Source organism: Amaricoccus sp. B4 (assembly GCF_043226085.1).
GTDB lineage: Bacteria > Pseudomonadota > Alphaproteobacteria > Rhodobacterales > Rhodobacteraceae > Amaricoccus.
The window spans coordinates 1,990,126-2,016,615 of record NZ_CP171225.1 but is presented as its reverse complement, the minus strand read 5'-3'; the positions used below and the strand labels follow the sequence as shown (position 1 = coordinate 2,016,615).

23 protein-coding genes and 1 tRNA gene are annotated in these 26,490 nt (G+C 67.7%); 19 read left to right on the top strand and 5 right to left on the bottom strand.

The window, feature by feature from the left end; translation table 11 throughout:
* The first annotated feature begins 38 nt into the window (after nt 1-38).
* From benC to ACF66B_RS09660, 5 genes are read left to right on the top strand one after another with little or no spacing between them, the layout of a single operon-like run.
* A complete protein-coding gene (benC, locus tag ACF66B_RS09680; protein WP_111430974.1) occupies nt 39-1,067 on the top strand; it encodes a benzoate 1,2-dioxygenase electron transfer component BenC in 1,029 nt (342 codons plus the stop codon).
* Nucleotides 1,064-1,849, top strand: coding sequence for a benzoate diol dehydrogenase BenD (gene benD / locus ACF66B_RS09675; RefSeq protein WP_111430973.1), 786 nt, complete (start codon nt 1,064-1,066; stop codon nt 1,847-1,849). The genes benC and benD overlap by 4 nt, the downstream gene beginning before the upstream one ends.
* Nucleotides 1,850-1,886: 37 nt before the next feature.
* Nucleotides 1,887-3,215 (top strand): MFS transporter, encoded by a 1,329-nt coding sequence (locus ACF66B_RS09670; protein WP_111430972.1) that lies wholly within the window; start codon nt 1,887-1,889, stop codon nt 3,213-3,215.
* A 60-nt stretch (nt 3,216-3,275) separates the two neighbouring features.
* Nucleotides 3,276-4,133 (top strand): 3-oxoadipate enol-lactonase, encoded by an 858-nt coding sequence (gene pcaD, locus ACF66B_RS09665; protein ID WP_111430971.1) that lies wholly within the window; start codon nt 3,276-3,278, stop codon nt 4,131-4,133.
* Nucleotides 4,130-4,990, top strand: coding sequence for a 3-keto-5-aminohexanoate cleavage protein (locus tag ACF66B_RS09660; RefSeq protein ID WP_111430970.1), 861 nt, complete (start codon nt 4,130-4,132; stop codon nt 4,988-4,990). The genes pcaD and ACF66B_RS09660 overlap by 4 nt, the downstream gene beginning before the upstream one ends.
* Before the next feature lie 455 nt (nt 4,991-5,445).
* Here the strand turns inward: ACF66B_RS09660 and ACF66B_RS09655 are convergent.
* A tRNA-Gln gene (locus tag ACF66B_RS09655) sits at nt 5,446-5,519 on the bottom strand.
* Nucleotides 5,520-5,716: 197 nt separating this feature from the next.
* On the opposite strand from ACF66B_RS09655, the gene typA reads away from it, so the two are divergent.
* The 3 genes from typA (at nt 5,717) to hisN (ending at nt 9,151) form a co-directional block, all read left to right on the top strand.
* Nucleotides 5,717-7,534 (top strand): translational GTPase TypA, encoded by a 1,818-nt coding sequence (gene typA, locus ACF66B_RS09650; protein ID WP_111430969.1) that lies wholly within the window; start codon nt 5,717-5,719, stop codon nt 7,532-7,534.
* Between the two features lie 327 nt (nt 7,535-7,861).
* Nucleotides 7,862-8,248, top strand: coding sequence for a helix-turn-helix transcriptional regulator (locus ACF66B_RS09645; protein ID WP_111430968.1), 387 nt, complete (start codon nt 7,862-7,864; stop codon nt 8,246-8,248).
* Nucleotides 8,249-8,344: 96 nt separating this feature from the next.
* Entirely contained in the window at nt 8,345-9,151 is an 807-nt protein-coding gene (hisN, locus tag ACF66B_RS09640; protein ID WP_111431078.1) for a histidinol-phosphatase, read from the top strand.
* Between the two features lie 12 nt (nt 9,152-9,163).
* Here the strand turns inward: hisN and ACF66B_RS09635 are convergent, their stop codons facing one another.
* A complete protein-coding gene (locus ACF66B_RS09635; RefSeq protein WP_111430967.1) occupies nt 9,164-10,168 on the bottom strand; it encodes an alpha/beta hydrolase in 1,005 nt (334 codons plus the stop codon).
* Complete coding sequence (locus ACF66B_RS09630; protein ID WP_111430966.1) at nt 10,165-10,455, bottom strand: SCP2 sterol-binding domain-containing protein; 291 nt, start codon at nt 10,453-10,455, stop codon at nt 10,165-10,167. The genes ACF66B_RS09635 and ACF66B_RS09630 overlap by 4 nt, the downstream gene beginning before the upstream one ends.
* A gap of 63 nt (nt 10,456-10,518) precedes the next feature.
* On the opposite strand from ACF66B_RS09630, the gene ACF66B_RS09625 reads away from it, so the two are divergent.
* From ACF66B_RS09625 to ACF66B_RS09575, 11 genes are all read left to right on the top strand, one after another.
* Nucleotides 10,519-11,136 carry a tetratricopeptide repeat protein gene (locus ACF66B_RS09625; RefSeq protein WP_392662437.1) on the top strand — a complete coding sequence of 206 codons (618 nt, stop codon included), beginning with the start codon at nt 10,519-10,521 and terminating at the stop codon, nt 11,134-11,136.
* A 31-nt stretch (nt 11,137-11,167) separates the two neighbouring features.
* Complete coding sequence (locus ACF66B_RS09620) at nt 11,168-14,158, top strand: helicase-related protein (protein WP_111430965.1); 2,991 nt, start codon at nt 11,168-11,170, stop codon at nt 14,156-14,158.
* A gap of 8 nt (nt 14,159-14,166) precedes the next feature.
* Nucleotides 14,167-14,481: an RNA-binding S4 domain-containing protein gene (locus ACF66B_RS09615; RefSeq protein ID WP_111430964.1), complete on the top strand. Its 315-nt coding sequence runs from the start codon at nt 14,167-14,169 to the stop codon at nt 14,479-14,481.
* Nucleotides 14,482-14,536: 55 nt separating this feature from the next.
* Nucleotides 14,537-14,875 (top strand): ferredoxin FdxA, encoded by a 339-nt coding sequence (gene fdxA / locus ACF66B_RS09610; RefSeq protein WP_111430963.1) that lies wholly within the window; start codon nt 14,537-14,539, stop codon nt 14,873-14,875.
* 293 nt (nt 14,876-15,168) lie between these two features.
* Nucleotides 15,169-15,684, top strand: coding sequence for a CarD family transcriptional regulator (locus ACF66B_RS09605; RefSeq protein ID WP_111430962.1), 516 nt, complete (start codon nt 15,169-15,171; stop codon nt 15,682-15,684).
* A 279-nt stretch (nt 15,685-15,963) separates the two neighbouring features.
* Complete coding sequence (locus ACF66B_RS09600; protein ID WP_111430961.1) at nt 15,964-17,157, top strand: RsmB/NOP family class I SAM-dependent RNA methyltransferase; 1,194 nt, start codon at nt 15,964-15,966, stop codon at nt 17,155-17,157.
* Between the two features lie 164 nt (nt 17,158-17,321).
* Nucleotides 17,322-19,523 (top strand): ATP-binding protein, encoded by a 2,202-nt coding sequence (locus tag ACF66B_RS09595; RefSeq protein ID WP_392662430.1) that lies wholly within the window; start codon nt 17,322-17,324, stop codon nt 19,521-19,523.
* 126 nt (nt 19,524-19,649) lie between these two features.
* Complete coding sequence (locus ACF66B_RS09590) at nt 19,650-20,219, top strand: hypothetical protein (protein ID WP_162683357.1); 570 nt, start codon at nt 19,650-19,652, stop codon at nt 20,217-20,219.
* 151 nt (nt 20,220-20,370) lie between these two features.
* Nucleotides 20,371-21,435 (top strand): recombinase RecA, encoded by a 1,065-nt coding sequence (gene recA, locus ACF66B_RS09585; RefSeq protein WP_111430958.1) that lies wholly within the window; start codon nt 20,371-20,373, stop codon nt 21,433-21,435.
* A 148-nt stretch (nt 21,436-21,583) separates the two neighbouring features.
* Entirely contained in the window at nt 21,584-24,244 is a 2,661-nt protein-coding gene (alaS, locus tag ACF66B_RS09580; protein WP_111430957.1) for an alanine--tRNA ligase, read from the top strand.
* A 34-nt stretch (nt 24,245-24,278) separates the two neighbouring features.
* Nucleotides 24,279-24,563: a DUF1330 domain-containing protein gene (locus ACF66B_RS09575; protein ID WP_111430956.1), complete on the top strand. Its 285-nt coding sequence runs from the start codon at nt 24,279-24,281 to the stop codon at nt 24,561-24,563.
* Between the two features lie 33 nt (nt 24,564-24,596).
* Here the strand turns inward: ACF66B_RS09575 and ACF66B_RS09570 are convergent, their stop codons facing one another.
* A complete protein-coding gene (locus ACF66B_RS09570) occupies nt 24,597-25,235 on the bottom strand; it encodes a YitT family protein (protein ID WP_111430955.1) in 639 nt (212 codons plus the stop codon).
* Between the two features lie 5 nt (nt 25,236-25,240).
* Entirely contained in the window at nt 25,241-26,455 is a 1,215-nt protein-coding gene (locus ACF66B_RS09565; RefSeq protein WP_111430954.1) for an NADP-dependent isocitrate dehydrogenase, read from the bottom strand.
* Between the last annotated feature and the right edge of the window lie 35 nt (nt 26,456-26,490).

The window sequence follows — 26,490 nt, the reverse complement described above, 5'->3', positions numbered from 1 at the left end:
GGAGCCCAGCCACAAGAAACCGCAAGGAGGAAGCGACCATGTGCTACAGGATCGCACTGAACTTCGAGGACGGCATCACCCGCTTCGTCGACTGCAAGCCGGGCGAGAAGGTTCTCGACGCCGCATTTCGCAACAAGATCAACCTGCCGATGGACTGCTCGGACGGGGTGTGCGGTACCTGCAAGTGCCGCGCCGAATGCGGCAGCTATGATATGGGCGAGGACTATATAGAGGACGCGCTCACCGAGGACGAGGCCGCGGAGGGGCTGGTCCTCACCTGCCAGATGGTCCCGTCTTCGGACTGCGTCCTCTCGGTCCCGACAACCTCGCTGGCCTGCAAGACCGGCCAGCAAACCTTCCCGGCGACCGTGGCCCGCATCGAGCCGCACCAGGACGCGGCGGTGGTCCTGGAACTGGAGGTGGACGAGAGCGCTTCGGCGCCCGCCTTCCTGCCGGGACAATATGTCAACATCGGCGTGCCGGGCAGCGGCGAGCACCGCTCCTATTCGTTCAGTAGCGCCCCGGGTGAGCGCAATCTGGGCTTCCTGATCAAGAAGATCGAGGCTGGCCTGATGAGCGGCTGGCTGGCCCGCGCGAAGCCCGGCGACCAGCTGGACCTGACGGGTCCGATGGGCAGCTTCTATCTGCGCGACGGCGACGGCCCGCTTCTGTTCCTCGCGGGCGGCACCGGCCTCGCGCCCTTCCTGTCGATGCTCGAGGTTCTGGCCCGTGCCGGATCGACGCGGCAGATCCATCTCGTCTATGGCGTCACGCGCGATCTGGATCTGGTTCTGGTCGACGAGATTGCGGCCTACGCCAGCCGTCTGCCGAACTTCACCTTCGCGACGGTCGTTGCCGATCCGGCGTCCGATCACCTGCGCAAGGGCTGGGTGACGCAGCACATGCCCGAGGAGATGCTCGCCGCGGGCGAGGTCGATGTCTATCTCTGCGGCCCTCCGCCGATGGTCGATGCCGTGCGGCACTACCTCGATGAGAGCGGCTTCACCCCGGCGAGCTTCCACTACGAGAAGTTCACGCCCAACGTGCCCCTGAAGGCCATCGCATGACCGGGGCACATTTCGCCGGGCGCTTCGCGGGCAAGGTGCTGGTGGTGACCGGCGCCGCGCAGGGGATCGGGCGCGCGGTCGCCCTGCGCGCCGCGGCCGAAGGCGGCAAGGTCCTGTTCGTGGACCGCGCCGATTTCGTGGCCGATGTGGCCGCCGAGGCGGGCGGAGACGCTGCGGCCTTCGAGGCTGACTTGGAAACCTGGGACGGTGCCGCCGCGGCCATGCGCCACGCCGCCGAGACCTTCGGCGGCATAGATATCCTGATCAACAACGTGGGCGGCGCGATCCGCATGCGGCCCTTCGCCGAATTCGAACCGGCCCAGATCGATGCCGAGATCCGGCGCTCGCTGATGCCGACGCTCCACTGCTGTCATGCGGTGTTGCCGCACCTGCTGGAGCGGGGCAGGGGGACGATCGTCAACGTCTCGTCCAATGCCACGCGCGGCATCTACCGCGTCCCCTATTCGGCGGCCAAGGGCGGGGTGAATGCGATCACGCAGTCGCTCGCGATGGAACTGGCGCCCCGCAACATCCGCGTCGTGGCCACCGCTCCAGGCGGAACCGAAGCGCCGCCCCGCCGGATCCCGCGTAACGCCTCGGGCGACAGCGCTGCCGAAAAGGCCTGGATGGCGGAGGTCGTTACCCAAGTGGCCCAATCGGCCTTCATGAAGCGCTACGGCACGATCGAGGAACAGGCCGCCCCGATCCTTTTCCTGGCGTCCGACGAGGCGTCCTACATCACCGGGACCGTCCTGCCCGTGGCGGGCGGCGACACGGGCTGAACCAGAACTGAACCAATCAACAGGGTGGAGACAAGACATGCGCAATATCGACGTAGGCGAGGCCATCGACCAGGGCCCGTTCGGAAGCTTTCAATGGATGGTGGTCGCGCTCTGCGGAGCGCTGCTGGTGATCGATGGCTATGACGTATTCGTGGCCGGCACGGTGCTGCCGACGCTGATCGCGGAATGGGGCCTGACCAAGCCGCAGGCGGGCGCGCTCCAGGCGTGGGCGCTCTTCGGGATGATGTTCGGAGCGCTGATCCTGGGGCCGCTGGCCGACAGGATCGGCCGCAAGAAGGGCGTGGCGATCAGCTTTCTGCTCTTCACCTCGGCGACCCTGCTGACGGGGTTCGCGAACTCGCCGGAGCAGTTCAAGATTTTCCGCTTCATCGCCGGTCTGGGTTGCGGCGGCCTGATGCCGAATGCCGTGGCGCTGATGAATGAATATGCGCCAAAACGCATGCGCGGAACGATTGTTGCGCTGATGTTCTCGGGCTATTCGATTGGCGGCATGGTCGCGGCCGGCCTCGGGATCGGGCTCATTCCCAGTTTCGGCTGGAAGCCCATGTTCTTCATCGCTGCCGTGCCGTTGCTGCTGTTGCCGGTCATCCTGTGGAAGCTGCCGGAGTCTCTGGGGTTCCTGATCCGTCAGGGCAAGCAGGACGAGGCAAGGCGCATCTTCGCCAAGGTCTCGGGAACGCCGCTGGCCGCGGACGACCGGCTTGTGTTCGCGGAGACCAAGGGCGTTTCGGCTTCGGTCGCGGAACTGTTCCGCCACGGCCGCGCCCTGCGCACGCTGATGCTGTGGCTCTCGTTCTTCTGCTGCCTGCTCCTCGTCTATCTGCTGTCGTCCTGGCTGCCCAAGGTGCTGCAGGAAGCCGGTTATGCCGAACGCGCCAGCCTTCTGTCGCTGTTCTCGCTGAACTTCGGCGGCATGGCAGGGGCAATCGCGGGCGGCAGACTGGGCGACCGCTTCGGCCTCCCGAAGATCGTCATTGCCTATTTCGTGGCGGCGAGCCTGTCGATCGCGCTGATCGGCTTCAACCCCGCATCGGGCCTGCTCTTCGCGTTGGTCTTCGTCGCCGGAGCCACCACGATCGGCACGCAGATCCTGCTCTACGCCAGCGTTGCGCAGCTCTATAACCTGTCGGTCCGCTCGACCGGACTCGGCTGGGCCTCGGGCGTGGGCCGGATCGGTGCGATCGTCGGACCGACGTTCGGCGGTGTGCTGCTGGCGCGGGAACTGCCGCTCGAGCAGAACTTCCTCATCTTCGCGATCCCGGCGGCGATCTCGGCCATTGCGATGCTGGTCTTCGCGCTGAGCAGCGGGCCTGTCCGCGGCACCCCGCAGCTTGCCGCCACCTGATCGAACCATGAGAGACGGCGCGCGGTCCGGCCGCGCGCCGCATTTTCGGGAAAATCTGACATGCCGTATCTGAACCTGCCGACCCATCGTCTTCACTACCGCATCGACGAGACCTCGACGGAAAAACCCTGGCTGACCTTCTGCAATTCCCTGGGCACGGACCTGCACATGTGGGACGCCCAGGTTGCCGGTCTGTCGAAGAGGTTCCGCATCCTGCGCTATGATCGCCGTGGACATGGCAAGTCCGGCACTGCGGGGGCCCCCTTGAGCCTGGCCGATCTGGGCGGCGACGTGATCGCGCTCATGGATGCACTCGGCATCGAGCGAACCCATTTCTGCGGCCTGTCCATCGGCGGACTGACCGGGCAATGGCTGGGCATCCACGCCAGCAGCCGGCTCGACCGCGTCGTCCTCTGCGCCACTGCGGCCCGGATCGGCACAGCGGAGAGCTGGAACGCGCGCATCGGCGAGGTCGAAGCCAACGGGCTGGATGGGCTCGTGCCCGCGACCGCGGAGCGCTGGTTCACACCCGCCTTTCGCGCAGCCCAGCCAGAAATCGTGGACGGAATCCTCCACAGCTTCGCCGCGACCTCGGTCGATGGTTATGCGGCCTGCTGCGCGGCACTTGCCGGGGCGGATCTCCAAGACAGTCTTGGCAGGATCACGGCGCCCCTCCTGGCCATTTCGGGCGATGACGACCCGGTCTGCCCGCCTGCCGATCTGGAGGCGATCGCCATGGCCGTTCCGAACGGGCAGCATGTGATCCTGCCGGGGCGGCATATCATCAACATCGAAGCAGCGAGCGGGTTCAATTCACATCTGTCGGACTTCCTCTGCTCCCCCGACCCAGTAACCGATACTGCCGCATCCCGACGGCCCTTCGCCGTCGACCGGACAAGATCAGAAAGCATGTCATGACCCCCTGCATCATCTGTGTTGCCATCACCGGCTCGCTGCCGAACAAGGCCAACAACCAGGCCGTCCCCATTACTCTCACGGAACAGATCGAAAGCACGCACGAGGCGTTCGAGGCCGGTGCCGCCATCGTGCATGCGCATGTCCGCGATGAGGAGGGGAAACCCACCAGCGATCCCGAGAGGTTCGCGCGGCTCAAGGAAGGGATCGAGCGGCATTGTCCCGGCATGATCTTCCAGGTCTCGACCGGTGGCAGGTCAGGGGCCGGGCGGGCCCGTGGTGGCATGCTGTCGCTTGCGCCCGACATGGCCTCTCTCTCGGTGGGGTCCAACAACTTCCCGACCCGCGTCTACGAAAACCCGCCGGACCTGGTCGAGTGGCTCGCTGCCGAGATGGTCAGATACGGGGTGAAGCCCGAAGTCGAAGCCTTCGATCTCAGCCACATCTTCCAGGCGGCCAGGATGCATCGCGATGGCCTGATCGCAGCAACGCCATATGTCCAGTTCGTCATGGGCGTCAGGAATGCCATGCCGGTGGACCGCGAAGTCTTCGACTTCTATGTCCACACCGTCAGGCGCCTCTTTGGCCCGGATGTGCCCTGGTGCGCTGCGGGGATTGGCCGACATCAGGCGACGATCAACGAATGGTGCATTGCGTCCGGCGGTCACACCCGCACCGGCCTCGAAGACAACGTCCGTCTGGATCGGGAGACGCTGGCGCCATCCAATGCCGCGCTGGTCGCCCGCGTCGTGGATCTCTGCGAGAAGCACGAGCGCCCGGTCGCGACGTGGCAGCAGGCACGCGAGATACTGGGAGTGGAGATGCGGGCGGGCGTACTGGCAAGTTTACACTCAGCGTAGTCCTGAGCGTGCAGATCCGTGGCTGCCCTCCGGTCACGAGCCCCAAGGCCGGGTCGGTATCTGATCCGCCCCACTGAAGAGGTCCACATTATTATCTGGGAGACCTGAGGCGAACCTCACCCCGTTGCTGGTCAGGGCGCCATGCGGCCCTTAGGTCGGGCCGCAAAGGCACCCGGACTGACCGGGCCAGACAGAGGGCCTCGCGGCGGACATTGGTCTGGCGCGAGAAGCGCCAAAAAAAATCTGGGGGCCCGGTGCGCCAAACGCTCCGGCGCGCGCACCGTCAGCCAGAAAGCCTTTTCGCGTGGGCAGTGCGCCGACCCATGGTCCGGAGACGCGTTGCGCGCCGCCCGCACCTGCATGTGGCACACGTCGCGGCACGGCGCGGTGGCACAGGAGAAGCCGACACTCCGGGTTCCCGGAAGGGCATCATCAAATCATGGGGTTGGGAAAATTGGCTGGGGAACCTGGATTCGAACCAGGACTAACGGAGTCAGAGTCCGTGGGTCTACCGTTAACCTATTCCCCAGCGTTTGCGGGGCCCTCAATCGCGCACCGGGCTGGGAATGTCAAGCGCGTGAAAACGGCTTTCTTGCTCCTTTGGCCGCATTTTCTCGGGCAGCCCCGGCATTCTTCTCCCGGACAACGCGGCGTTGCGTTTTCGCTGCGCTGCATATATGGCGCCTCACGCGGGTGCCTCGACCCGTTATTCGGGATCCTACCGCTATGGACATCAGAAATATCGCGATCATCGCGCATGTCGACCACGGCAAGACGACACTTGTCGATGCGTTGCTCAAGCAATCAGGCACCTTTCGTGAGAACCAGGCTCTGACCGAGCGTGCGCTCGATTCGAACGATCTGGAGCGCGAGCGCGGGATCACCATCCTCGCCAAGGCGACCTCCGTCGAGTGGAAGGGGCACCGGATCAACATTGTCGATACGCCCGGCCATGCCGATTTCGGCGGCGAGGTGGAACGCATTCTCAGCATGGTCGACGGCGTCGTCCTGCTCGTCGATGCCGCCGAAGGGCCGATGCCGCAGACCAAGTTCGTGACCTCGAAGGCGCTTGCCCTCGGCCTCCGGCCGATCGTCGTGCTCAACAAGGTCGACAAGCCCGATGCCGAACCCGACCGGGCGCTGGACGAGGTGTTCGATCTCTTCGTGACGCTCGAGGCCGATCACGATCAGCTCGATTTCCCGGTTCTCTATGCCTCCGGCCGCGCCGGCTGGGCAGATACCGATCTCGAGGGGGCGCGGGAAAACCTCGACGCGCTGTTCCAGCTCGTCCTCGACCATGTGCCGGCGCCGAAGCAGCTTGCGCGCGCGGACGAACCGTTCTCCATGCTCGCGACCACGCTGGCGGCCGATCCGTTCCTCGGTCGCCTGCTGACCGGCCGCGTCGAGACCGGCTCGCTCAAGGCCGGGCGCACGGTGAAGGCGCTCAGCCGCGACGGCAAGGAAGTCGAGCGGTTTCGCGTCTCCAAGATCCTCGCCTTCCGCGGCCTGTCGCAGCAGGCGATCGATATTGCGGAGGCCGGGGATATCGTGAGCCTCGCTGGCATGTCGTCCGCGACGGTCGCCGACACCATCGCAGACATGGCGATCGAGGCGCCGATCCCGGCGCAGCCGATCGACCCGCCGACGATCTCGGTCACCTTCGGCATCAACGACAGCCCCCTCGCGGGCCAGGACGGCGACAAGGTGCAGAGCCGTGTCATCCGCGACCGCCTGATGCGCGAGGCCGAGTCGAACGTCGCGATCCGCGTCACGGACACGCCCGGCGGCGAGGCCTTCGAGGTCTCGGGCCGTGGCGAGCTCCAGATGGGCGTGCTGATCGAGAACATGCGCCGCGAGGGGTTCGAGCTGTCGATCTCGCGCCCCCGCGTGCTCTTCCGCGACGAGGACGGCCAGACGCTGGAACCCATCGAGGAAGTCACCATCGACGTCGACGAGGAATTCGCCGGCACCGTGGTCGACAAGCTCTCCCAGCGCCGCGGCGAACTGGCCGACATGCGCACCGGCGCCGGTGGCAAGACGCGTATCATCGCGCATGTGCCCTCGCGCGGCCTGATCGGCTATCACGGCGAGTTCCTCACCGACACGCGCGGCACCGGCGTGCTCAACCGGGTCTTCCACGACTGGGCCCCGCACAAGGGCACCATGCCGGGCCGCCGCAACGGCGTGCTGATCTCGATGGAGGACGGCGTTTCCGTGGCCTATGCGATCTTCAACCTCGAGGATCGCGGCAAGTTCTTCATCGGGTCGGGCGAAAAGGTCTACACCGGGATGATCCTCGGCGAGCACAGCCGTGACAACGATCTCGAGGTCAACCCGCTCAAGGGCAAGAAGCTGACCAACGTCCGGGCTGCGGGCAAGGACGAGGCCGTGGTGCTGACGCCGCCGACGCGGCTCTCGCTCGAGCAGGCCATCGCCTATATCGAAGATGACGAACTTGTGGAGGTCACGCCCAAGGCGATCAGGCTTCGCAAGCGCCATCTCGACCCCCACGAACGCAAGCGCAACGCACGCAAGGCCGGTTGAACCGGCCTTGCTTACCCTCCGGTTGTTGGACTGACCTCGGAAGATGTGGCAGCAATGCCCATCTTCGCGCTTCGAGACAAATCTCGGAAAATACCATTCAATCTTTTTGCAAAATGCAAAATGCTTCGCAGAAAGGGGCGACGCCTTTGACGGGAGTTTTGTGCAATGCACACGCTCGCCTCTGGATTGTGTCCCCAATTGCTCAAATTTGAGTTAAAACACCTCTGATTGAATGATGCCGCGGGACAACAGCCCATGTGAGAAGAGTTGGCACGATTCATGCTTGGGTTGAGGGGTAGCAATAGTGCGAAAAGCGGAGCAAATGGTATGAAACACCCGGTCGATGTTCATGTTGGCAAGCGCGTCCGCCACCGTCGCTGGATGGTCGGCATGACTCAGCAGCAGCTCGGCGATATCGTCGGCATCAAGTTCCAGCAGATCCAGAAATACGAGACCGGGATGAACCGCATCAGCGCGTCCCGCCTCTGGGACATCGCGCAGGCGCTGGACGTCAGCATCAGCTTCTTCTTCGAAGGCTTCGAAGGGGCGGAAGAAGGTCAGGAGACCGCGGCTCCCGCCTCCTCCGAAGCCCAGCGCGGCGACCTGCTCGCCGACAAGGAAGCGCTCGAGCTCGTGCGGTCCTACTACGCGATCCCCGAGACCCAGCGCCGCCGCCTGTTCGACCTCGCGCGCGTCCTCAGCGACGTCGCCTGAACCGCTGCTCCGGGGGGAGTGCCCATGCACTTGACCCCGGCATCCCGATGGCCGAAACCGTTCCGAGATTGACGGTCAGGGATGCGGGGGGTCGGCATGGCGATTGCGCCGGAACTGGAGGGGGCGCTCAGGGATATCGCCTGCGAGCTGGCCGACGTCGCCGCCGCGCGGTGCCTGCCGCTCTTCCGGAGTGAGGGCCTTCTGGCCGCCAACAAGGCGGCTGACGGCTTCGATCCGGTCACGGCCGCCGATCGTGATGCCGAGGCGGCAATGCGCACACTTCTGGCCGAACGGCGGCCGGAAGACGCGATCCACGGCGAGGAATTCGGCGCGAGGCCGGGCACCAGCGGCCTGACCTGGGTTCTCGATCCGATCGACGGCACCCGCGCCTTCATCTGCGGCGCCCCGACCTGGGGCATCCTGATCGGTCTGGACGCGGGCGAGGGGCCCGTGCTCGGGGTGATCGACCAGCCCCACACCGGCGAGCGCTTCATCGGCGGCTTCGGCGCGGCCGAGATGCGGCGCGGCACCGAGCGGCGCGCCATGCGCGTCCGCCCCTGCGCGGGCCTCTCGGAGGCCGTGCTCTTCACCACCTATCCGGAAGTTGGGTCGACGGTCGAGCGCAAGGCCTTCGAGACGGTGCGCGATCGCGCGCGCCTCACCCGCTACAGCCTCGACTGCTACGCCTATGCGCTCGTTGCGATGGGGCAGGCCGATCTGGTGATCGAAGCCGGTCTTCAAGCCTATGACGTGCAGGCGCCCATCGCCGTGATCGAGGCGGCGGGCGGCATCGTCACCGACTGGACAGGCGGCCCCGCGCATCAGGGCGGCCGCATCCTCGCGGCCGGCGACGCGCGCACCCATGCCGAAGCGCTCGCGCTTCTGTCCCGCGCGGCCACCTAGAGCAGGACCGCCTCAGTCCGAGGCCGTCTCATCCGTGCGGTCTTCGCCGAGGGCAGCGTCCGACTGCGCGAGAAAGCCGTCGACCTCGCCCCAGACGAGCCGCTGGATCCCCTCGTGCTCCATGAAGATCTCGTGCCGCCCCTCCGGGCATTCGACGAGCCTTGCCTGCGGTGTCCGGGCACAGCGCCGCCGGATCGCGCGGAGCGAGACGACCTGCTCCTCGCTGCCGGCAAAGACGAGCATCGGCGTCGCGGGCGAGGCCTTCAGCGCCAGCCGGCCCATTTCGGCGAAGGCGGCGCGGGTCCAGCCCGCGCTCGGCGGTCCGAGGCCGAGTTCGGGATGCGCCGCCACCTGGGCCATCGCCCGGTCGAAGGCCGCCGGATCGGAGGTGAGCGCGTTTCCGGCAAACACCCGGCTCACCTCTGTCGCATCCGAGGAGGAGCCTGCGGGCACGGTCGCCCGAACCCCGAACTGCCGCGCCCGCCGCAGCGCCTTGGCCTTGATCTCGCGGAGCGCGGTGCGGACCTGCAGCCCCCACATCGGCGCCGACATCACCGCGGCCCGGAAGATGCGGGTCTCGAGGAGCGTGCGCAGCGCGATGCAGCCGCCCATCGAATGCGCGACGAGCAGCTTCGGGGCGGGCAGCGCCAGCGCCTCCGCCGCGGCGAGCGCCACGGCGACGTCGTTCTGATAGTCCGGGAAGCTCCGCACATGGCCCATCATCGGCGCGCCCGGCGGGCGGGTCGAGAGCCCCTGTCCGCGCCAGTCGATCACCACGACCGAAAAGCCGCGCGCAAGGAGGTGTCCGGCGACAAGCCCGTATTTCTCCGCATATTCCGTCCGGCCCGGAAAGACGAAGGCCGTGCCGCGGGTGCCGCCGCGCCAGAGGACGATGCGGATGCGGAGCCCGTCGAGGGACTCGAGCCAGAAGGCCTCTGCCCCCTCGGGGGCATGGGCGACGTCGGCATGGAAGGGGGCGGCCTGCATCCCGATCCGGAGCGGCGCGCCCATGTTCATGACAACAGGCTGCCGAGCTTCATGGCCTGCCCCATGTCGCCGTCGATGCGCAGCTTGCCGGTCATGAAGGCCGATGTCGCGTTGATCTCGCCCTCGAGCAGCCCCTCGAAGGTCTCGCGGGAAGCGCTCACCACGCAATCGGCATCGGCGTCACTCGCGCGCGCACCTTCGCCGTCCACCAGAATCGAGCCCTCTCCCTCGATATCGAACCTCACCGAACCGTCGAACCCGCCGCCGCCGAGCCGCTCGTTGAGGGCCTTGACCGCGCCGTCGATCACCTTGCTCATTTTTGTCACTCCGGAAGGGGGAAGCCCCTCGCTTTCTGTCGTTCCGGCGCTAATCTATGCGTCATGACGCAGTTTCGAAAGCGCCTCCTCTTGGTTTCCGTCGCGTCGCTCTTCACCTGCGGAGCGGCGCCCGGGGCTTGGGCGCAGCCGTTCGAGCCTCTGGCGCCGGGCCCGGCCATCGCCACCCGGGACGAAGCCCCGCCGGCGGACAGGCTCGAAACGCTCTACGACCAGCTTGCCGAACCCGGCCGCGAGGACTGGCAGCGCGTCGAGAAGGAAATCCAGCGGATCTGGTCGCAATCGGGCTCGGCCTCGATGGACCTCCTGCTCGAACGCGGCAACGCCGCCCTGCAGGCCCGGGATTACGATACCGCTCTGGACTATTTCTCCGCGCTGACCGACCATGCCCCCGATTTCGCCGAAGGCTGGAACGCCCGCGCGACGACCTTCTTTCTGCTGGAGGAATATGGGCTTTCCATCTCCGATGTCGAGCATGTGCTCGTCCTCAATCCACGGCATTTCGGCGCGCTCCAGGGGCTTGCCATCATGCTCGAGGAAGTGGGCGAGCCCGATCTTGCGCTCCGGGCGCTGCGCCGGGCACATGCCCTCAACCCCAACCAGCCCGAGGTGGCCGCGGCCATCGAACGGCTTGAGCGGATGAAGGGCGCCGCCGAGCTCTGAGGGCTCGTGCCGTGCTGTGGAGGCGAATGTCATGAATGGCCTGACGGCAGGACGGGTGACGGCGGTTCTCGGGCCGACGAACACCGGCAAGACCCATTACGCGATCGAACGGATGCTCGGCCACCGCACCGGCGTGATCGGCCTGCCGCTTCGGCTGCTCGCCCGCGAGGTCTACGACCGCATCGTCGCGCTGCGCGGACCTTCCGTCGTGGCGCTTGTCACCGGCGAGGAGCGCATCGTGCCGCCGCGCGCGGCGTACTGGGTCTGCACGGTCGAGGCGATGCCGGTCGATCTCGGGGCGGAATTTCTCGCCGTCGACGAGATCCAGCTCTGCGGCGACCCCGACCGCGGCCATATCTTCACCGACCGGCTTCTGAACGCCCGCGGCCTCTCCGAGACACTGTTTCTCGGCGCCGAGACCATTCGCCCCCGCATCGCGAGCCTGATTCCCTCCGCCCAGTTCATGCGCCGCGAGCGGTTTTCGAAACTCACCTATTCCGGCCTGCGCAAGCTCAGCCGGATGCCGCCACGCAGCGCCATCGTCGGCTTCTCCGCCGATGACGTCTATGCGATCGCCGAACTGATCCGCCGCCAGAAGGGCGGGGCCGCGGTGGTGATGGGCGCGCTCAGCCCGCGCACCCGCAACGCCCAGGTCGCGCTCTACCAGAACGGCGATGTCGAGCACCTCGTCGCGACGGATGCGATCGGCATGGGCCTCAATCTCGACATCGCCCATGTCGCCTTCTCGGGCCTCGTGAAGTTCGACGGGCGGCGGCATCGCCACCTCTCGCCGAACGAGCTCGCGCAGATCGCCGGCCGGGCCGGGCGCTACACCACCGATGGCACCTTCGGGGTGACGGGCGAGGCGCCGCCGCTCGACGAGGATGTGATCGATGCCATCGAAAACAGCCGCTTCTCGCCGCTCCAGCGGCTGCAATGGCGCAATTCCCGGCTGGAATACGGCACGATCGACGCGCTGATCGCGAGCCTCGAGGCGCCGTCGGGCGAGCCCGAACTGGTGCGCGCCCGCGAGGCCGACGACCTCGCCACCCTCCGCACCCTGGGCGGCGCGCCCGAGATGCGCGACCGGATCCGCGCCGCGCCCGACGTGCGGCTGCTCTGGGATGTCTGCCGGGTGCCCGATTTCCGCAAGGTCTCGATCACCGAGCATGCGAGCCTCTGCACGCGGCTCTTCGGCTTCCTCCAGGAGGGCAAGGGCATCCCGACCGACTGGCTCGCGGCCCAGATTGCCCGCATCGACCGCACCGAAGGCGACATCGACGCACTCTCCAAGCGATTGGCGTATATTCGCACATGGACCTACGTGGCCCAGCGCAATCGGTGGGTGGACGATTCCGACCATTGGCGGGATGAAACACGTGCTGTAGAAGACCGTCTGTCGGACGCTTTGCATCTGCGTCTGACCCAGAGGTTTGTTGACCGGCGCACATCGGTGTTGATGCGGCGGTTGAAGCAGAGGGAGAGCCTGGTGGCCAATGTGACCGAAAACGGCGAGGTCTCGATCGACGACCAGTTCATTGGCCGTCTCGAAGGATTCAGGTTCCGGATCGATCCGAATGCGGATCCCGAACAGGTGCCGACCTTGCGCGCCGCTGCCATCGCCGCTCTCGCGCCGGTCTATTCGCTGCGTTCCGACAAGTTCTACAACGCCCCCGACACCGAGTTCGACATCACCGATCAGGGCGGCCTCATGTGGGGCGAGCACGCGGTGGGCCGTCTCAGCGCCGGAAACGATCCGCTGAGCCCGCAGGTCCAGCCCTTCGTCGACGAGGATGCCGCGCCGGAGATCGCCGAGAAGATCCGCCGTCGCCTCGGCCATTTCGTCGACCGCCGGATCGCGGCACAGTTCGCGCCGCTCATCGCGCTCCGCGACGACGAGACGCTGACCGGCATGGCCCGCGGCATCGCCTTCCGGCTTGTCGAGGCGCTCGGCGTGATGCCGCGCGCCGAGATCACCAGTGAGGTGAAGGCGCTCGAACAGGACCAGCGGGCCGGCCTGCGCAAGCACGGCGTGCGATTCGGCCAGTTCACCGTCTTCATGCCGCTCCTGCTGAAGCCGGCGCCGACGCGCCTGCGCCTGGTGCTCTGGGCGCTCAGCTCCGGGCTCGACATCTTCCCCGAAGCCCCGCCGCCGGGCCTGGTGACGGTTCCGGCCGTGCCGGACGCGCCGAAGGGCTACTACCCGCGTGCGGGCTACCGGCTTGCGGGCGACCGCGCGATCCGCATCGACATGCTCGAACGTCTCGCCGACATGCTCCGCCCGCTCGATGCGCGCGAAGGCTTCGAGGCGACCCCGGACATGCTCTCGATCAGCGGCCTGACGCTCGATCAGTTCGCCAAGCTCATGCAGGGCCTCGGCTATCAGGCGACTCCGGGCTCCCGGCCGAAGAAGAAGCCCGAGCCCGAAACCCCCGCCGAAGCCCCCGCACCCGAAGCTGCTGCCGAAGCTCCGGCTGACGCAGCCCCGGCTGACGCAGCCCCCGAATCCGCGGCCCAGGAAACTCCCGCCGCAGAAACTCCGGCCGCCGAAGCGCCAGAAACCGAAGCGCCCACAGCCGAAGCGCCAGCCGCCGAAGCACCCGCAGAGGACGCCGCCCCCGCCGACATCGAGCCGGAGGCCGCCGCCGCATCCGAAGTCGAGGCCGAGGCCCCCGCCGCAGCGGCAGAGGCCGCGCCGGAGCCCGCAGGGGCAGGGGCAGCTGCCGAGGAAGAGCTCGAAAGCTTCTATGTCTTCACCCGCGCCCCCCGGCGCCGTCCCGAGCGCGCACCGCGCGAAGGCGGGAGGCCGCGTGGCGCCGCGGCGAAGGGCGACGAGCCGCAGCGGGCCCGCGGGCCGAAATCGCAGCACGGCGGCAAGCCGGGCGGCGGCAAGGGCAAGCCGCGGGACGGTGGGCCGAAGCCGCAGCAGGGCGGCGGACGCAACCGGCCGCCGAAGGTCGAGAAGCCGATCGATCCCGACAGCCCCTTCGCCGCTCTGATGGCGCTGAAGCTCAAGAACTGAGCCGGGACATGCTGCCGCCGGAGCCGCCACTGTCGCTCAGACTCGACAAGTGGCTCTGGCAGGCGCGCTTCTGCAAGACCCGCAGCCTCGCCGCCCGCCTCGTGGCGGACGGCAAGGTCCGGGTGAATTCCCAGCGCGTGACCAAGCCGGCAACGGCGATCCGGATCGGCGACGGCATCGTGCTGGTGCTGGGCGGGCAGATTCGCGCCGTGCGCGTCGCGGCCCTCGGCTCCCGGCGAGGCCCGGCCACCGAGGCGCGCGGGCTTTACCTTGACCTTGATGCGCCAGCGCCCCTTGAACATGGGGCAGAGCCTGATAAATAGCGCCCTGCGAAGTGTGACAGGCTTTGCGGACGGATCAAGGACAAGGCTGCGACCCATGACTTATGTCGTGACCGACAATTGCATCGCCTGCAAGTACACGGACTGCGTGGAAGTATGTCCGGTGGACTGCTTCTACGAAGGCGAGAACATGCTTGTCATTCACCCCGACGAATGCATCGACTGTGGCGTGTGCGAGCCGGAATGCCCGGCGGATGCGATTCGCCCTGATACCGAGCCGGGAATGGAGAACTGGGTTGAATTCAACCGCAAGTACTCCGAACAATGGCCTGTGCTCGCCATGAAGCGCGATCCTCTGCCGGATGCGGAAGAGCGCGACGGCGAGACCGGAAAGCTCGAGAAATACTTCTCGGAAGCGCCGGGCGAGGGCGGCTAAGCCGCCACGCCCACTTGGAGGCCGGCGGAAATCGGCTCATTTCGGACCTGAACAAACGTTTACAGGGCCCGCATTCGCGTCGGATCAAGGCGCCCCAGGACGATGAGGCTTCCCTTATCGGCCCTTTTCTGCTACAAGACAGGCGATATGAATTCGCTGGGGTCCCCACCGGTCGCAAGTCGACGTGCCAAAAATCCGTCCTGAAGGTGATTCGTTCTCCGGGTTGTTAAGCAACCGCGGGTTTCTTTTCGCCGCAGGTGGGGCCTGAGACACAAAAGGAAAAGACGCAAGACATGAGCAAGTCCAGGAAGCTGGCGGAGTTCCGCCCGAACGACTTTGTTGTCTATCCCGCACACGGCGTCGGTCAGATCGTCTCGATCGACCAGCAGGAAGTTGCTGGCCTGAGTCTCGAGATGTTCGTGATCTCCTTCGAGAAGGACAAGATGACCCTGCGCGTGCCGACGGCAAAGGCGAGCGCGGTCGGCATGCGTCCGCTCAGCTCGTCCGACATCGTCGAGCGGGCCCTGGAAACGCTGAAGGGCCGCGCCCGCGTCAAGCGCGCGATGTGGTCCCGCCGCGCGCAGGAATACGAGCAGAAGATCAATTCCGGCGACCTGATCTCGATCGCGGAAGTCGTGCGCGACCTGCACCGCAACGACGATCAGCGCGAGCAGTCCTATTCCGAGCGTCAGCTCTATGAAGCCGCCCTCGAGCGCCTGACCCGCGAAGTCGCGGCCGTCAACGGCATCGAGGAAGTGAAGGCGCAGCAGCACGTCGACAGCGTGCTCGGCGGTCGCGTCGCGGCCTGATCCTGCCGCCCCGGAGCGCCGGGGCAGGGCAGCAAACCTTTCCGAACGGCCCCGGATCTCCGGGGCCGATTTCGTTTGGGCCGGTCGTTTGGGCCCGTCGCGCAGGCCGCGGTGCAGGCGTTCCGGTCCCGCAGCCGCACCGGGGCGGGTCAGCCGCCTCTCGCGCCCGATCCGGCCCCCCCCCACCATCCTGCCCGCTCGCCTCCACCGGCCCCCAGCCACCGCGGAAGGAGGCGCTTTGCCTTGCGCCCTGCGGGATTTGCGGGCAGATGAGCGTCGATGACACCCGGAGCCCGCCTGTCTGCCGCGATCGCCCTCCTGGACGCGATCCTTGCCGGAGAACCCGCGGAGCGGGCTCTGACCCGATGGGCGCGCGCCAGCCGCTTTGCCGGCTCCAAGGACCGCGCCGCGGTGCGCGACCTGGTGTTCGACGGCCTGCGGCGCCGCCGCTCGCTCGGCTGGCTCGGCGGCGGGGATACCGGCCGGGCCATCGTCCTCGCGGGCCAGGCCCAGGCGGGCGAGCCGCTCGCCGGCCTCTTCACCGGCGAGGGCTACGATCCGGCGCCGGTGACCGGGGCGGAGACGGAGAGCTTCGCCCGCGATCTCGCCGGGGCCCCGCCGGGCGTGCGGGCCGACGTGCCCGATTTCCTGCTCGAGGATCTCGCCGATTCGCTCGGTCCGGATTGCGACGCGATCCTCGCCGAGCTGCAATCCCGCGCCCCCGTCGATCTGCGCGTCAACACCCTCAAGGCCCGCCGCGAAGCCGCCATCGTCGTGCTCGCCCGCGACGGCGTCCACGCCACGCCGCTGCCCCAGCTTCCCACCGCGCTCCGCGTCGTGGAAAACCCGCGCCTCGTCGCCGCGAGCCGCGCCTACACCCAGGGCATGGTCGAGCTGCAGGATGTCTCCAGCCAGCTGGCGGCGGCTTTCGCCGAGGCAGAGCCCGGCATGACCGTGCTCGACTACTGCGCCGGCGGCGGCGGCAAGACGCTTGCGCTCGCCGCGGCGATGGAGGGCGAGGGGCGGCTCATGGCCTGGGATGCCAACCCCCGCCGCCTGCGCGACCTGCCGGGCCGGGCGCAACGCGCCGGCGCCCGCATCGAGGTGCTGGAAACCCCGGCCCGCAAGGCGCTCGGTGCCGTCTGCGATCTCGTCTTCGTCGACGCGCCCTGCTCGGGCACCGGAGCCTGGCGGCGCAAGCCCGAGGGCAAGTGGCTGCTCGATCCCGAGCGGCTCGCCGGCTTCCCACCGCTGCAGGACCGTATCCTCGACGAGGCCGCGGGTCATGTCCGGCCGGGCGGCTGCCTTGCCTACGCGACCTGCTCCTTCCTGCGCATCGAGAACGAGGCGCGTGTCGCCGCCTTCCTCGCCCGTCATCCCGGCTGGCGCCTCGAGGAAGACTGCCGCCTCAGCCCGCTCGAGGGCGGCGACGGATTCTACGTCGCGCGCCTGATCGCGCCGGGCAGCGCCTGATCCAGGCGTCATGCGAGAGTTAATCAGACGTTAACATTGCCTATGGTTGAAATATGGTGTTTGCGCTAAACTGCGCACATCAACCGGAAGGCGAACCCTTGCAGGACAGTGGCCAGTCACGAGGTGCAGCGGCCCCGACGGAAGGCCGATCCGGGCTTATCCTGATGCTCGCAGGGCTTTGCCTGTTCGCCAGCACCCTCACCACGCTCTGGTCCGGCTCGATCGTGGTGCCCATCGCGATCGCCGTGGCGCTGGTCGTCTTCGGAACCTATCTCCTCACGCTCCGCGCCGGCCTCTTCACGGGCGCCAGCCGCCGTCCGCGCGGCGGCATCGCCTTCTTCGAGAGCGACATCGCGCCGGTCTATGTCACCGATCTCGGCGGGCGGGTGCTTGCGCGCAACCCCTCGGCGGGCCCCGCCGGCTTCATCGAGCGCTGGCTGCCGGATGCCGGCTCGGTCGTCTACCGCATGTCGCGCGAGGCCGAGACCAATGGCCACGCCTCCGAGCTCTCCTCCGACGGCCGCTACAGCGTGTCGGCCTGGCGCTCCGGGCCGCGCGCCCTTCTCTGGCGGGTCGAGCGCACCGCACCGGTGGCGCCGCCGCCGCCCGATTTCTCGCACAGCGCCGCCCCCTGGTTCCGCATCGACGACGAAAACCACATCATCTCCTGCAATCATGCGGCGCGGGAGCTCTCGGGGGGCGAGGCCGAGACGCTCGACGCGCTGCTCCTCGATCCGCCCTTCCAGCCCGGCGCGATCCAGGTGATGGAGCGCAGCGGACGGGCCGTGCGCTCCTTCCCGCTCGATGATGCCGAAGGCCTCCGCGACGTGCTGATGATCCCGCTCGAAAGCACCGAGGTCTCCGGCCTCGCGCCGGATCACTTCCTCGAGGAGCTTCCTGTGGCGCTCGCCCGGCTCCGCGGCGATGGCGTGCTCACCTTCGCCAACCGCGCCGCCCGCGCGCTTCTGGGCGCGGCCGCACAGCCCGACAAGAACATCACCGAGCTGATCGAGGGCCTCGGCCGCTCGATCTCCGAGCGCCTCCAGGACACGCTCAAGGGCCGCGCGCTCGGGCGCTCCGAGGTCGCCCGCGGCCGCGTCGCCGGGCACGAGATCTTCCTTCAGGTCGCCTTCACCCGCACCGTGCACGAGGGCGCGCAGTCGATCCTCGCGGTGATGAGCGATGCGACCGAGCTCAAGACCCTTGAGGCCCAGTTCGTCCAGAGCCAGAAGATGCAGGCGGTGGGCCAGCTCGCCGGCGGCGTCGCGCATGACTTCAACAACCTGCTGACCGCGATCAACGGCCACTGCGACCTCCTGCTGATGCGCCATGACGTCGCGGATGTCGAACATGGCGACCTGATGCAGATCCGCCAGAACGCCAACCGCGCCGCGGCGCTCGTGCGCCAGCTTCTCGCCTTCTCGCGCAAGCAGACCCTGCGCCCGACGATCGTCAACCTCCAGGACACGCTCTCCGAGCTCACCCACCTGCTCAACCGCCTCCTGAGCGAGAAGGTCACGCTCCGCATCGACAATGGCCCCGATCTCCTGCCCGTCCGCGTCGACGAGCGCCAGCTCGAGCAGGTCATCATGAACCTCGTCGTGAACGCGCGCGACGCGATGCCCCGCGGCGGCGAGGTGCGCATCACCACCCGCAACGTCCATCTCGACGAGGATCTCCACCGCGACCGCGCCGTGGTCTTCAAGGGCGAGTATGTGGTGATCGAGGTCGCCGACAGCGGCAACGGCATCCCGGAGGACAAGCTCCACAAGATCTTCGAGCCGTTCTACACCACGAAACAGGTGGGCGAGGGCACCGGCCTCGGCCTCTCCACCGCCTACGGCATCATCAAGCAGACGGGCGGCTTCATCTTCGTCGAGAGCCCGCCGGGCAGCGGCGCGATCTTCACGATCTATCTGCCCGCCTACGAGACCAGTGGCGACGCTCCGGTGCTGCCGCCGCCCGAGCCCGAGATCCGCCAGCCGCGCGACCTCACCGGCCGCGGCCTCGTGCTGCTGGTCGAGGATGAGGACCCGGTGCGCTCCTTTGCTGCGCGCGCTCTGCAACTCCGGGGTTATACGGTGATCGAGGCGGCCTCGGGCGAGGAGGCGCTGGAGACCCTGAGCGACGACGATCTCCATGTCGACATCATGCTCTCCGATGTCATCATGCCCGGCCTCGATGGCCCGGCCTGGGTGCGGGAGGCCCGCAAGAAACGCCCGGATGTGAAGGTGATCTTCATGTCCGGCTATGCCGAGGAGGCCTTCGCGGGCGACGGCGGCATTCCCGACGCCGCCTTCCTGCCGAAGCCCTTCACGCTTCCCGAACTCACGCAGAAGGTGAAGGACACGCTCGAGCAAGCGTAAGGGTTGCCCTGCACCGCCGAAAGCCTTGCTGCACTGCCCATATCGCCTTGTGGCCTGCGCGGCATTCCGCGATACCTGAGTGTGCACGAAGGTGTGATCGCGTGCGGTTCGGGCAGGGGGACCTCGATGAGACAGCCATCTCCGGCGCGCAGAAGCGCCCGTGCCGCGGCCGTGGCGCTGGCTCTCGCGCTCTCTGCCGGTGCAGCGCCCGTCGCGGCCAGCGGTATCGCGCTCGAATTCACCGCACCCGGCAATCCCTATGCCGTCCCGGCGCGCGAAGCCGCCTTCGCCGCCCGGCTTTCCGCCAACGCCCTCCATCGCCGCGAGGCCGCGAAGCGCTTCGGGGCCGGCGCCTGGTCCAGCGGTCCGGGCCGCTGGGAGGAAACCCTCCGCCGCTTCGCCGCGCCCGCCGGGCCGCCACCCGCCGCGACCGGCACCGCCGTGCCGCTCACCGGCAAGGTCCTCGGGCACCGGGCCGCCATGCCCGCCGGTCCGCAGAACCTATCGCTCAGCGTGCTGGTCGCGGCCATGCTCGAATTCCCCTCCGGCTGGAGCGGCCTAGCGAGCGGCGATGCGAGGCGCCCGGGCTGGCGGCTCGAGGTCGTGCCGCTGCCGCGCCCCGCGGGCCTGCTGCTCGCCGGTCTCGCCGCGCTCGGCCTCGCCGCCGGCCTCCGCCGGAGCTTTACGCTTTCTTAACCGTTGCACGCGGATTCTCGGCATACGTCGAAAATTCGCATTGCAATGTTCTTGTTTTGACCCCATGTTCCCGACAGGAACAAGTAGCGAACATATCCGCCATCACCAGCGTCGTTGCCGGCATCGGGCAAACGTGGAATAAGGGGCCGAAATGAGTTCTTCCATCCTCAATCTTTCCGAAAGGCGCGGCATGGACAAGCAGAAGGCGCTGGAATCCGCCCTCGCACAGATCGAGCGAAGCTTCGGCAAGGGCTCCATCATGCGCCTTGGCCAGACGCCCGCGCTCGACATCGAGGCGATCTCCACCGGCTCCATCGCGCTCGACATCGCGCTCGGGATCGGCGGCCTGCCCAAGGGCCGCATCGTCGAGATCTATGGCCCCGAAAGCTCGGGCAAGACCACGCTCGCGCTCCATGTCATCGCCGAGGAACAGAAGCTGGGCGGCATCTGCGCCTTCGTCGACGCCGAACACGCGCTCGACCCGGTCTACGCCAAGAAGCTCGGCGTCAACATCGACGAGATGCTGATCTCCCAGCCCGACACCGGCGAGCAGGCGCTCGAGATCACCGAGACGCTGGTCCGCTCCGGCGCGGTTTCGGTCGTCGTGGTCGATTCGGTCGCGGCCCTCACGCCCAAGAACGAGCTCGAGGGCGACATGGGCGACAGCCAGGTCGGCGCCCAGGCCCGCCTGATGAGCCAGGCGATGCGCAAGCTCACCTCCGCCATCTCGCGCTCGCATTGCATGGTGATCTTCATCAACCAGATCCGCATGAAGATCGGCGTGATGTTCGGCTCGCCCGAGACCACCTCGGGCGGCAACGCGCTCAAGTTCTACGCCTCCGTCCGCCTGGACATCCGCCGCATCGGCTCGATCAAGGATCGTGACGAGGTCGTCGGCAACGCAACCCGCGTGAAGGTGGTGAAGAACAAGGTCGCGCCGCCCTTCAAGCAGGTCGAGTTCGACATCATGTATGGCGAGGGCATCTCCAAGCGCGGCGAGCTGATCGACCTTGGCGTGAAAGCCGGCGTGGTCGAGAAATCCGGCGCCTGGTATTCCTTCAAGGACCAGCGCATCGGCCAGGGCCGGGAGAACGCCAAGAACTTCCTCAAGGACAATCCCGACATCGCGATGCAGATCGAGGACAAGATCCGCGCCGCCCACGGCCTCGACTTCCACATGCAGGACGAGGACAAGGAAGAGATCCTGGACGAGTAAAGGCTCCTCCGGGGCCGCTTTCGCCCGCTTCGCCCGCCCCTCGGCCACGCCAGCCGTGGACAGGGGCGGTCTCTGGCGCTAACACCGCAGACTGAATGATCGGGGCTGCGGATTCCCGCCGCCCGCCAGACCTGCGGAACGAGATGCCATGGCGAGCCTGAACGACATACGCTCCACTTTCCTCGACTTCTTCGCGCGGAACCAGCACGAGGTCGTCCCGAGCTCGTCCCTGGTGCCGCGCAACGACCCCACGCTCATGTTCACCAACGCGGGCATGGTGCAGTTCAAGAACCTCTTCACCGGGCTCGAGACGCGCGACTATGTCCGCGCCGCCACCAGCCAGAAATGCGTGCGCGCCGGCGGCAAGCACAATGACCTCGACAATGTCGGCTACACCGCGCGGCATCACACCTTCTTCGAGATGCTCGGCAACTTCTCCTTCGGCGACTATTTCAAGGACGCCGCGATTCCCTTCGCCTGGGAACTGCTGACGAAGGATTTCGGCCTGCCGGCCGAGAAGCTCCTCGTCACCGTCTATCACGACGACGACGAGGCCGCCGATCTCTGGAAGAAGGTCGCGGGGCTCCCCGACGAGCGGATCATCCGCATCGCCACCTCCGACAATTTCTGGATGATGGGCGCCACCGGCCCCTGCGGGCCGTGCTCCGAGATCTTCTACGACCACGGCCCCTCGATTGCCGGCGGCCCTCCGGGCAGCCCGGACGAGGACGGCGACCGCTTCATCGAGATCTGGAACCTCGTCTTCATGCAGTTCGAGCAGCATGAGGACGAGAGCCGCGTGAACCTGCCGCGCCCCTCGATCGACACCGGCATGGGGCTCGAGCGCATCGGCGCCGTGCTCCAGGGCAAGCACGACAACTACGACACCGATCTCATGCGCAGCCTGATCGAGGCGTCCGCCAACGCGACCGACGGCGCGCCCGACGGGCCCGGCAACGTGCATCACCGGGTGATCGCCGACCACCTGCGCTCGACCTCCTTCCTCATCGCCGATGGCGTGCTCCCCTCCAACGAGGGCCGCGGCTACGTGCTCCGCCGCATCATGCGCCGCGCCATGCGCCACGCCCATCTGCTCGGCGCCAAGGATCCGGTGATGTATCGCCTCGTTCCGGCGCTGGTCGCCCAGATGGGCCGGGCCTTCCCCGAGCTCACCCGCGCCCAGTCGCTGGTCGAGGAAACCCTGCGCGCCGAGGAAACCCGCTTCAAGATAACGCTCGATCGCGGCCTGAAGCTGCTCGACGACGAGCTCGAGCACCTGCCCGAGGGCGCGGAGCTCTCCGGCGAGGCCGCCTTCCGGCTCTACGACACCTACGGCTTCCCGCTCGACCTCACCCAGGACGCGCTCCGCGAGAAGCACCGCGCCGTCGATGTCGCGGGCTTCGATGCCGCGATGGCCGAACAGAAGAAGAAGGCCCGCGCCGCCTGGGCCGGATCGGGCGAGGCCGCCGACGAGGCGATCTGGTTCGACCTTGCCGAGAAGCACGGGCCGACCGAATTCCTCGGCTACGACAGCGAGGCCGCCGAGGGCCAGATCCTCGCGATCCTGAAGGACGGGAGCCCGGTGGCCGAGGCCGGCGCGGGCGACGCGGTGCAGATCGTGCTCAACCAGACGCCGTTCTACGGCGAATCGGGTGGCCAGGTCGGCGATGCCGGCCGGATCCGCACTGACCGCGCCCGCATCGCGATCACAGAGACGCGCAAGAAGGCCGGCGTCTTCGTCCATGTCGGCACCGTCGAGGAGGGCACGGTCGCAACCGGCGCCGCGGCGCAGCTCGAGGTCGATCACGGCCGCCGCGGGGCGATCCGCGCCAACCATTCCGCGACCCATCTGCTGCACGAGGCGCTCCGCCGCGCGCTCGGCGATCATGTCGCGCAGCGCGGCTCGCTCGTCGCGCCCGACCGTCTGCGCTTCGACTTCGCCCATCCGCGGGCGATGAGTCCGGCCGAGCAGTCCGCGGTCGAGGCCGAGGTCAACGCCTTCGTCCGCCAGGACAGCCCGGTCGAGACCCGAATCATGACGCCCGACGACGCCCAGGGCCTCGGGGCCCGCGCGCTCTTCGGCGAGAAATACGGCGATGAGGTCCGCGTCGTCTCCATGGGCCGCGCGCCCGGCAGCGGCATCGGGGCTGCGGGCGACACCTATTCGCTCGAGCTCTGCGGCGGCACCCATGTCGGGCGCACCGGCGAGATCGGGATCTTCAAGATCGTCTCCGAAGGCGCATCGGCGAGCGGCACGCGCCGGGTCGAGGCGCTGACCGGCGCGGCCGCGCTCGCCCATGTCGCGGCCGGCGAGGCCGCCCTCGGCGAGGCCGCGGCGCTGCTGAAGGCGCGGCCCGACGAGCTGCCCGAACGCATCCGCGCCCTGCTCGACGAGCGCAAGGCGCAGACCCAGGAGCTCGCCGACCTGCGCCGCAAGCTCGCGCTCGCCGGTGACGGCGGCGCGGCGCCCGCCGCGGCCGAAAGCGTCGGCGGCGTGCCCTTCCTCGCCCAGTCGCTCTCGGGCGTCTCGGGCAAGGATCTGCGCGGGCTCATCGACGAGCACAAGACACGGCTCGGCTCCGGCGTTATCCTGCTCGTCGCCGATACCGGCGGCCGCGCGGCGGTGGCGGCGGGTGTGACCGACGATCTCACGTCGCGCATCTCCGCCGTGGATCTGGTGCGGGCGGCGGCCGAGGCGCTCGGCGGCAAGGGCGGCGGTGGCCGGCCCGACATGGCGCAGGCCGGCGGCAGCGACCCGGCCCGGGCGCCGGAAGCGATTGCTGCGGCCCGGGCGCTGCTTGGCGCCTGAGGCGGGCCGCGGCGGCAATGAGGGGAGACTTGACATGCCTGCCTACTGGATCGCGCACGTCGATGTGAGCGACGCAGCAACCTACGCGCAATACGCCAAGGCGGCGACCAGCGCGATCGCCGCGCATGGCGGCCGCTTCCTCGCCCGCGGCGGGCGCAGCGTGACGCTCGAGGGCAAGGGGCGCGCCCGCAACGTGGTGATCGAATTCCCGAGCCTCGAGGCCGCGGAAGCCTGCTACCACTCCGATGCCTATCAGGTGGCGCTCGGCTTCGCCCATGGCGTCTCCGTGCGCGATCTCGTGGTGGTCGAGGGCGTCTGAGCCACGGGGGGCGGGGCCACCGCCCGCCGCCGCCTACATCGCGATGTAGCGGTCGCGGCGGTGGTTGATGGCGATGACGAGATTGAGCGCGACCGCGCCGAGCACCGAATAGAACACGGCCCCCGGGGGCAGGGTGAAGACGGCCAGCGCGAAGACGCCGGCATCCACGATCATCTGCGTCCAGCCCGCCCGGAAGCCGTAGCGGTCCTGGAGATAGAGCGCGAGCACGCCGACGCCGCCGAGGCTCGCGCGGTGGCGGAAGATCGCGAGCAGCCCGGCGCCCGAGACGATGCCCGCCACAAGCGCCCCCACCGGCGGCGACACCGTCCCGAAGGTCAGGAGCTTCGGCTGCACCATCGAGAAGACGGTGATGAGCAGCACGGCGGCAAAGGTCTTGAGGGTGAAGGCCCAGCCCATCCGCCGGATCGCGAGCCAGTAGAAGGGCAGGTTCAGACAGAAGAAGACCGGGCCGAAACCGAGCCCGGTCCAGGTTGCGACGAGCAGCGCGAGCCCCGCGATCTGCCCCGTCGCCAGCCCCAGATGCTGAAGAAGCGCAAGGCCGAGCGAGACCATCACGGTCCCGGCAAAGAGGCCCTGGGCATCCTCGAGCGCGCTGTGGCGCGGGGCGGCGGGCCCCTCCGGCCGGTTCTCCGGGGAAGGGCCCGCCGCCATGCCGGTCAGCCCGCCAGGGCCTTGTTGAGGTTCTCGTCGACCTTCTCGAGGAAGCCCATGGTGGTGAGCCACTTCTGGTCCGGCCCGACGAGGAGCGCGAGGTCCTTGGTCATCGAGCCCGATTCGACGGTGCTCACCACGACCTTCTCGAGCGTCTCGGCGAAGTTCAGCAGGGCCGAGTTGTCGTCGAGCTTGGCGCGATGCTTGAGGCCGCCGGTCCAGGCGTAGATCGAGGCGATGGAGTTGGTCGAGGTCTCCTTGCCCGCCTGATGCTGGCGGTAGTGGCGCGTCACCGTGCCGTGCGCGGCTTCCGCTTCCACCGTCTTCCCGTCCGGCGTCATCAGCACCGAGGTCATCAGGCCGAGCGAGCCGAAGCCCTGGGCCACGGTGTCGGACTGCACGTCGCCGTCGTAGTTCTTGCACGCCCAGACATAGCCGCCGTTCCACTTCATGGCGCAGGCGACCATGTCGTCGATCAGGCGGTGCTCGTAGGTGATCCCGGCCTTCTTGAACTTGTCGGCGAATTCGGCGTCGTAGACCTCCTGGAACAGATCCTTGAAGCGGCCGTCATAGGCCTTGAGGATGGTGTTCTTGGTGGAGAGATAGACCGGCCAGCCGAGCGAGAGGCCGTAGTTCATCGAGGCGCGCGCGAAATCGCGGATCGAATCGTCGAGGTTGTACATCGCCATGGTGACGCCGGCCGAAGGCGCATCGAACACCTCGCGCTCGATCGTCTCGCCATCCTCGCCCACGAACTTGATGGTGAGCTTGCCCTTGCCGGGGAAGCGGAAGTCGGTGGCGCGATACTGGTCGCCGAAGGCATGACGGCCGACGACGATCGGCTGGGTCCAGCCCGGCACGAGCCGCGGCACGTTCTGGCAGATGATCGGCTGGCGGAAGATCACGCCGCCGAGGATGTTGCGGATCGTGCCGTTCGGCGAGCGCCACATCTTCTTGAGGCCGAATTCCTCGACGCGGGCCTCGTCGGGGGTGATCGTGGCGCATTTCACGCCGACGCCGTATTCCTTGATCGCGTTGGCGGCGTCGATGGTGATCTGGTCGTCCGTCCGGTCACGCTCTTCGATGCCAAGATCGTAATACTTCAGGTCGATATCGAGATACGGCAGGATCAGTTTCTGCTTGATGAAATCCCAGATGATCCGGGTCATCTCGTCGCCGTCGAGCTCGACGACCGGATTATCGACTTTGATCTTGGTCATGGGCAGCCCCTTCGCATCCTGAATGGTGGGTTGGC

What these genes read in the sequence shown, in the direction of transcription:
- ACF66B_RS09570 (WP_111430955.1), bottom strand. Translation starts at nt 25,235, where the DNA reads ATGGCGGCGGGCCCTTCCCCGGAGAACCGGCCGGAGGGGCCCGCCGCC.
- recA (WP_111430958.1), top strand. Translation starts at nt 20,371, where the DNA reads ATGAGTTCTTCCATCCTCAATCTTTCCGAAAGGCGCGGCATGGACAAG.
- ACF66B_RS09635 (WP_111430967.1), bottom strand. Translation starts at nt 10,168, where the DNA reads ATGAACATGGGCGCGCCGCTCCGGATCGGGATGCAGGCCGCCCCCTTC.
- alaS (WP_111430957.1), top strand. Translation starts at nt 21,584, where the DNA reads ATGGCGAGCCTGAACGACATACGCTCCACTTTCCTCGACTTCTTCGCG.
- ACF66B_RS09565 (WP_111430954.1), bottom strand. Translation starts at nt 26,455, where the DNA reads ATGACCAAGATCAAAGTCGATAATCCGGTCGTCGAGCTCGACGGCGAC.
- benD (WP_111430973.1), top strand. Translation starts at nt 1,064, where the DNA reads ATGACCGGGGCACATTTCGCCGGGCGCTTCGCGGGCAAGGTGCTGGTG.
- ACF66B_RS09645 (WP_111430968.1), top strand. Translation starts at nt 7,862, where the DNA reads ATGAAACACCCGGTCGATGTTCATGTTGGCAAGCGCGTCCGCCACCGT.
- ACF66B_RS09660 (WP_111430970.1), top strand. Translation starts at nt 4,130, where the DNA reads ATGACCCCCTGCATCATCTGTGTTGCCATCACCGGCTCGCTGCCGAAC.
- typA (WP_111430969.1), top strand. Translation starts at nt 5,717, where the DNA reads ATGGACATCAGAAATATCGCGATCATCGCGCATGTCGACCACGGCAAG.
- fdxA (WP_111430963.1), top strand. Translation starts at nt 14,537, where the DNA reads ATGACTTATGTCGTGACCGACAATTGCATCGCCTGCAAGTACACGGAC.
- ACF66B_RS09620 (WP_111430965.1), top strand. Translation starts at nt 11,168, where the DNA reads ATGAATGGCCTGACGGCAGGACGGGTGACGGCGGTTCTCGGGCCGACG.
- ACF66B_RS09600 (WP_111430961.1), top strand. Translation starts at nt 15,964, where the DNA reads ATGACACCCGGAGCCCGCCTGTCTGCCGCGATCGCCCTCCTGGACGCG.
- ACF66B_RS09615 (WP_111430964.1), top strand. Translation starts at nt 14,167, where the DNA reads ATGCTGCCGCCGGAGCCGCCACTGTCGCTCAGACTCGACAAGTGGCTC.
- pcaD (WP_111430971.1), top strand. Translation starts at nt 3,276, where the DNA reads ATGCCGTATCTGAACCTGCCGACCCATCGTCTTCACTACCGCATCGAC.
- hisN (WP_111431078.1), top strand. Translation starts at nt 8,345, where the DNA reads ATGGCGATTGCGCCGGAACTGGAGGGGGCGCTCAGGGATATCGCCTGC.
- ACF66B_RS09630 (WP_111430966.1), bottom strand. Translation starts at nt 10,455, where the DNA reads ATGAGCAAGGTGATCGACGGCGCGGTCAAGGCCCTCAACGAGCGGCTC.
- ACF66B_RS09625 (WP_392662437.1), top strand. Translation starts at nt 10,519, where the DNA reads ATGACGCAGTTTCGAAAGCGCCTCCTCTTGGTTTCCGTCGCGTCGCTC.
- ACF66B_RS09605 (WP_111430962.1), top strand. Translation starts at nt 15,169, where the DNA reads ATGAGCAAGTCCAGGAAGCTGGCGGAGTTCCGCCCGAACGACTTTGTT.
- ACF66B_RS09590 (WP_162683357.1), top strand. Translation starts at nt 19,650, where the DNA reads ATGAGACAGCCATCTCCGGCGCGCAGAAGCGCCCGTGCCGCGGCCGTG.
- ACF66B_RS09575 (WP_111430956.1), top strand. Translation starts at nt 24,279, where the DNA reads ATGCCTGCCTACTGGATCGCGCACGTCGATGTGAGCGACGCAGCAACC.
- ACF66B_RS09670 (WP_111430972.1), top strand. Translation starts at nt 1,887, where the DNA reads ATGCGCAATATCGACGTAGGCGAGGCCATCGACCAGGGCCCGTTCGGA.
- benC (WP_111430974.1), top strand. Translation starts at nt 39, where the DNA reads ATGTGCTACAGGATCGCACTGAACTTCGAGGACGGCATCACCCGCTTC.
- ACF66B_RS09595 (WP_392662430.1), top strand. Translation starts at nt 17,322, where the DNA reads ATGCTCGCAGGGCTTTGCCTGTTCGCCAGCACCCTCACCACGCTCTGG.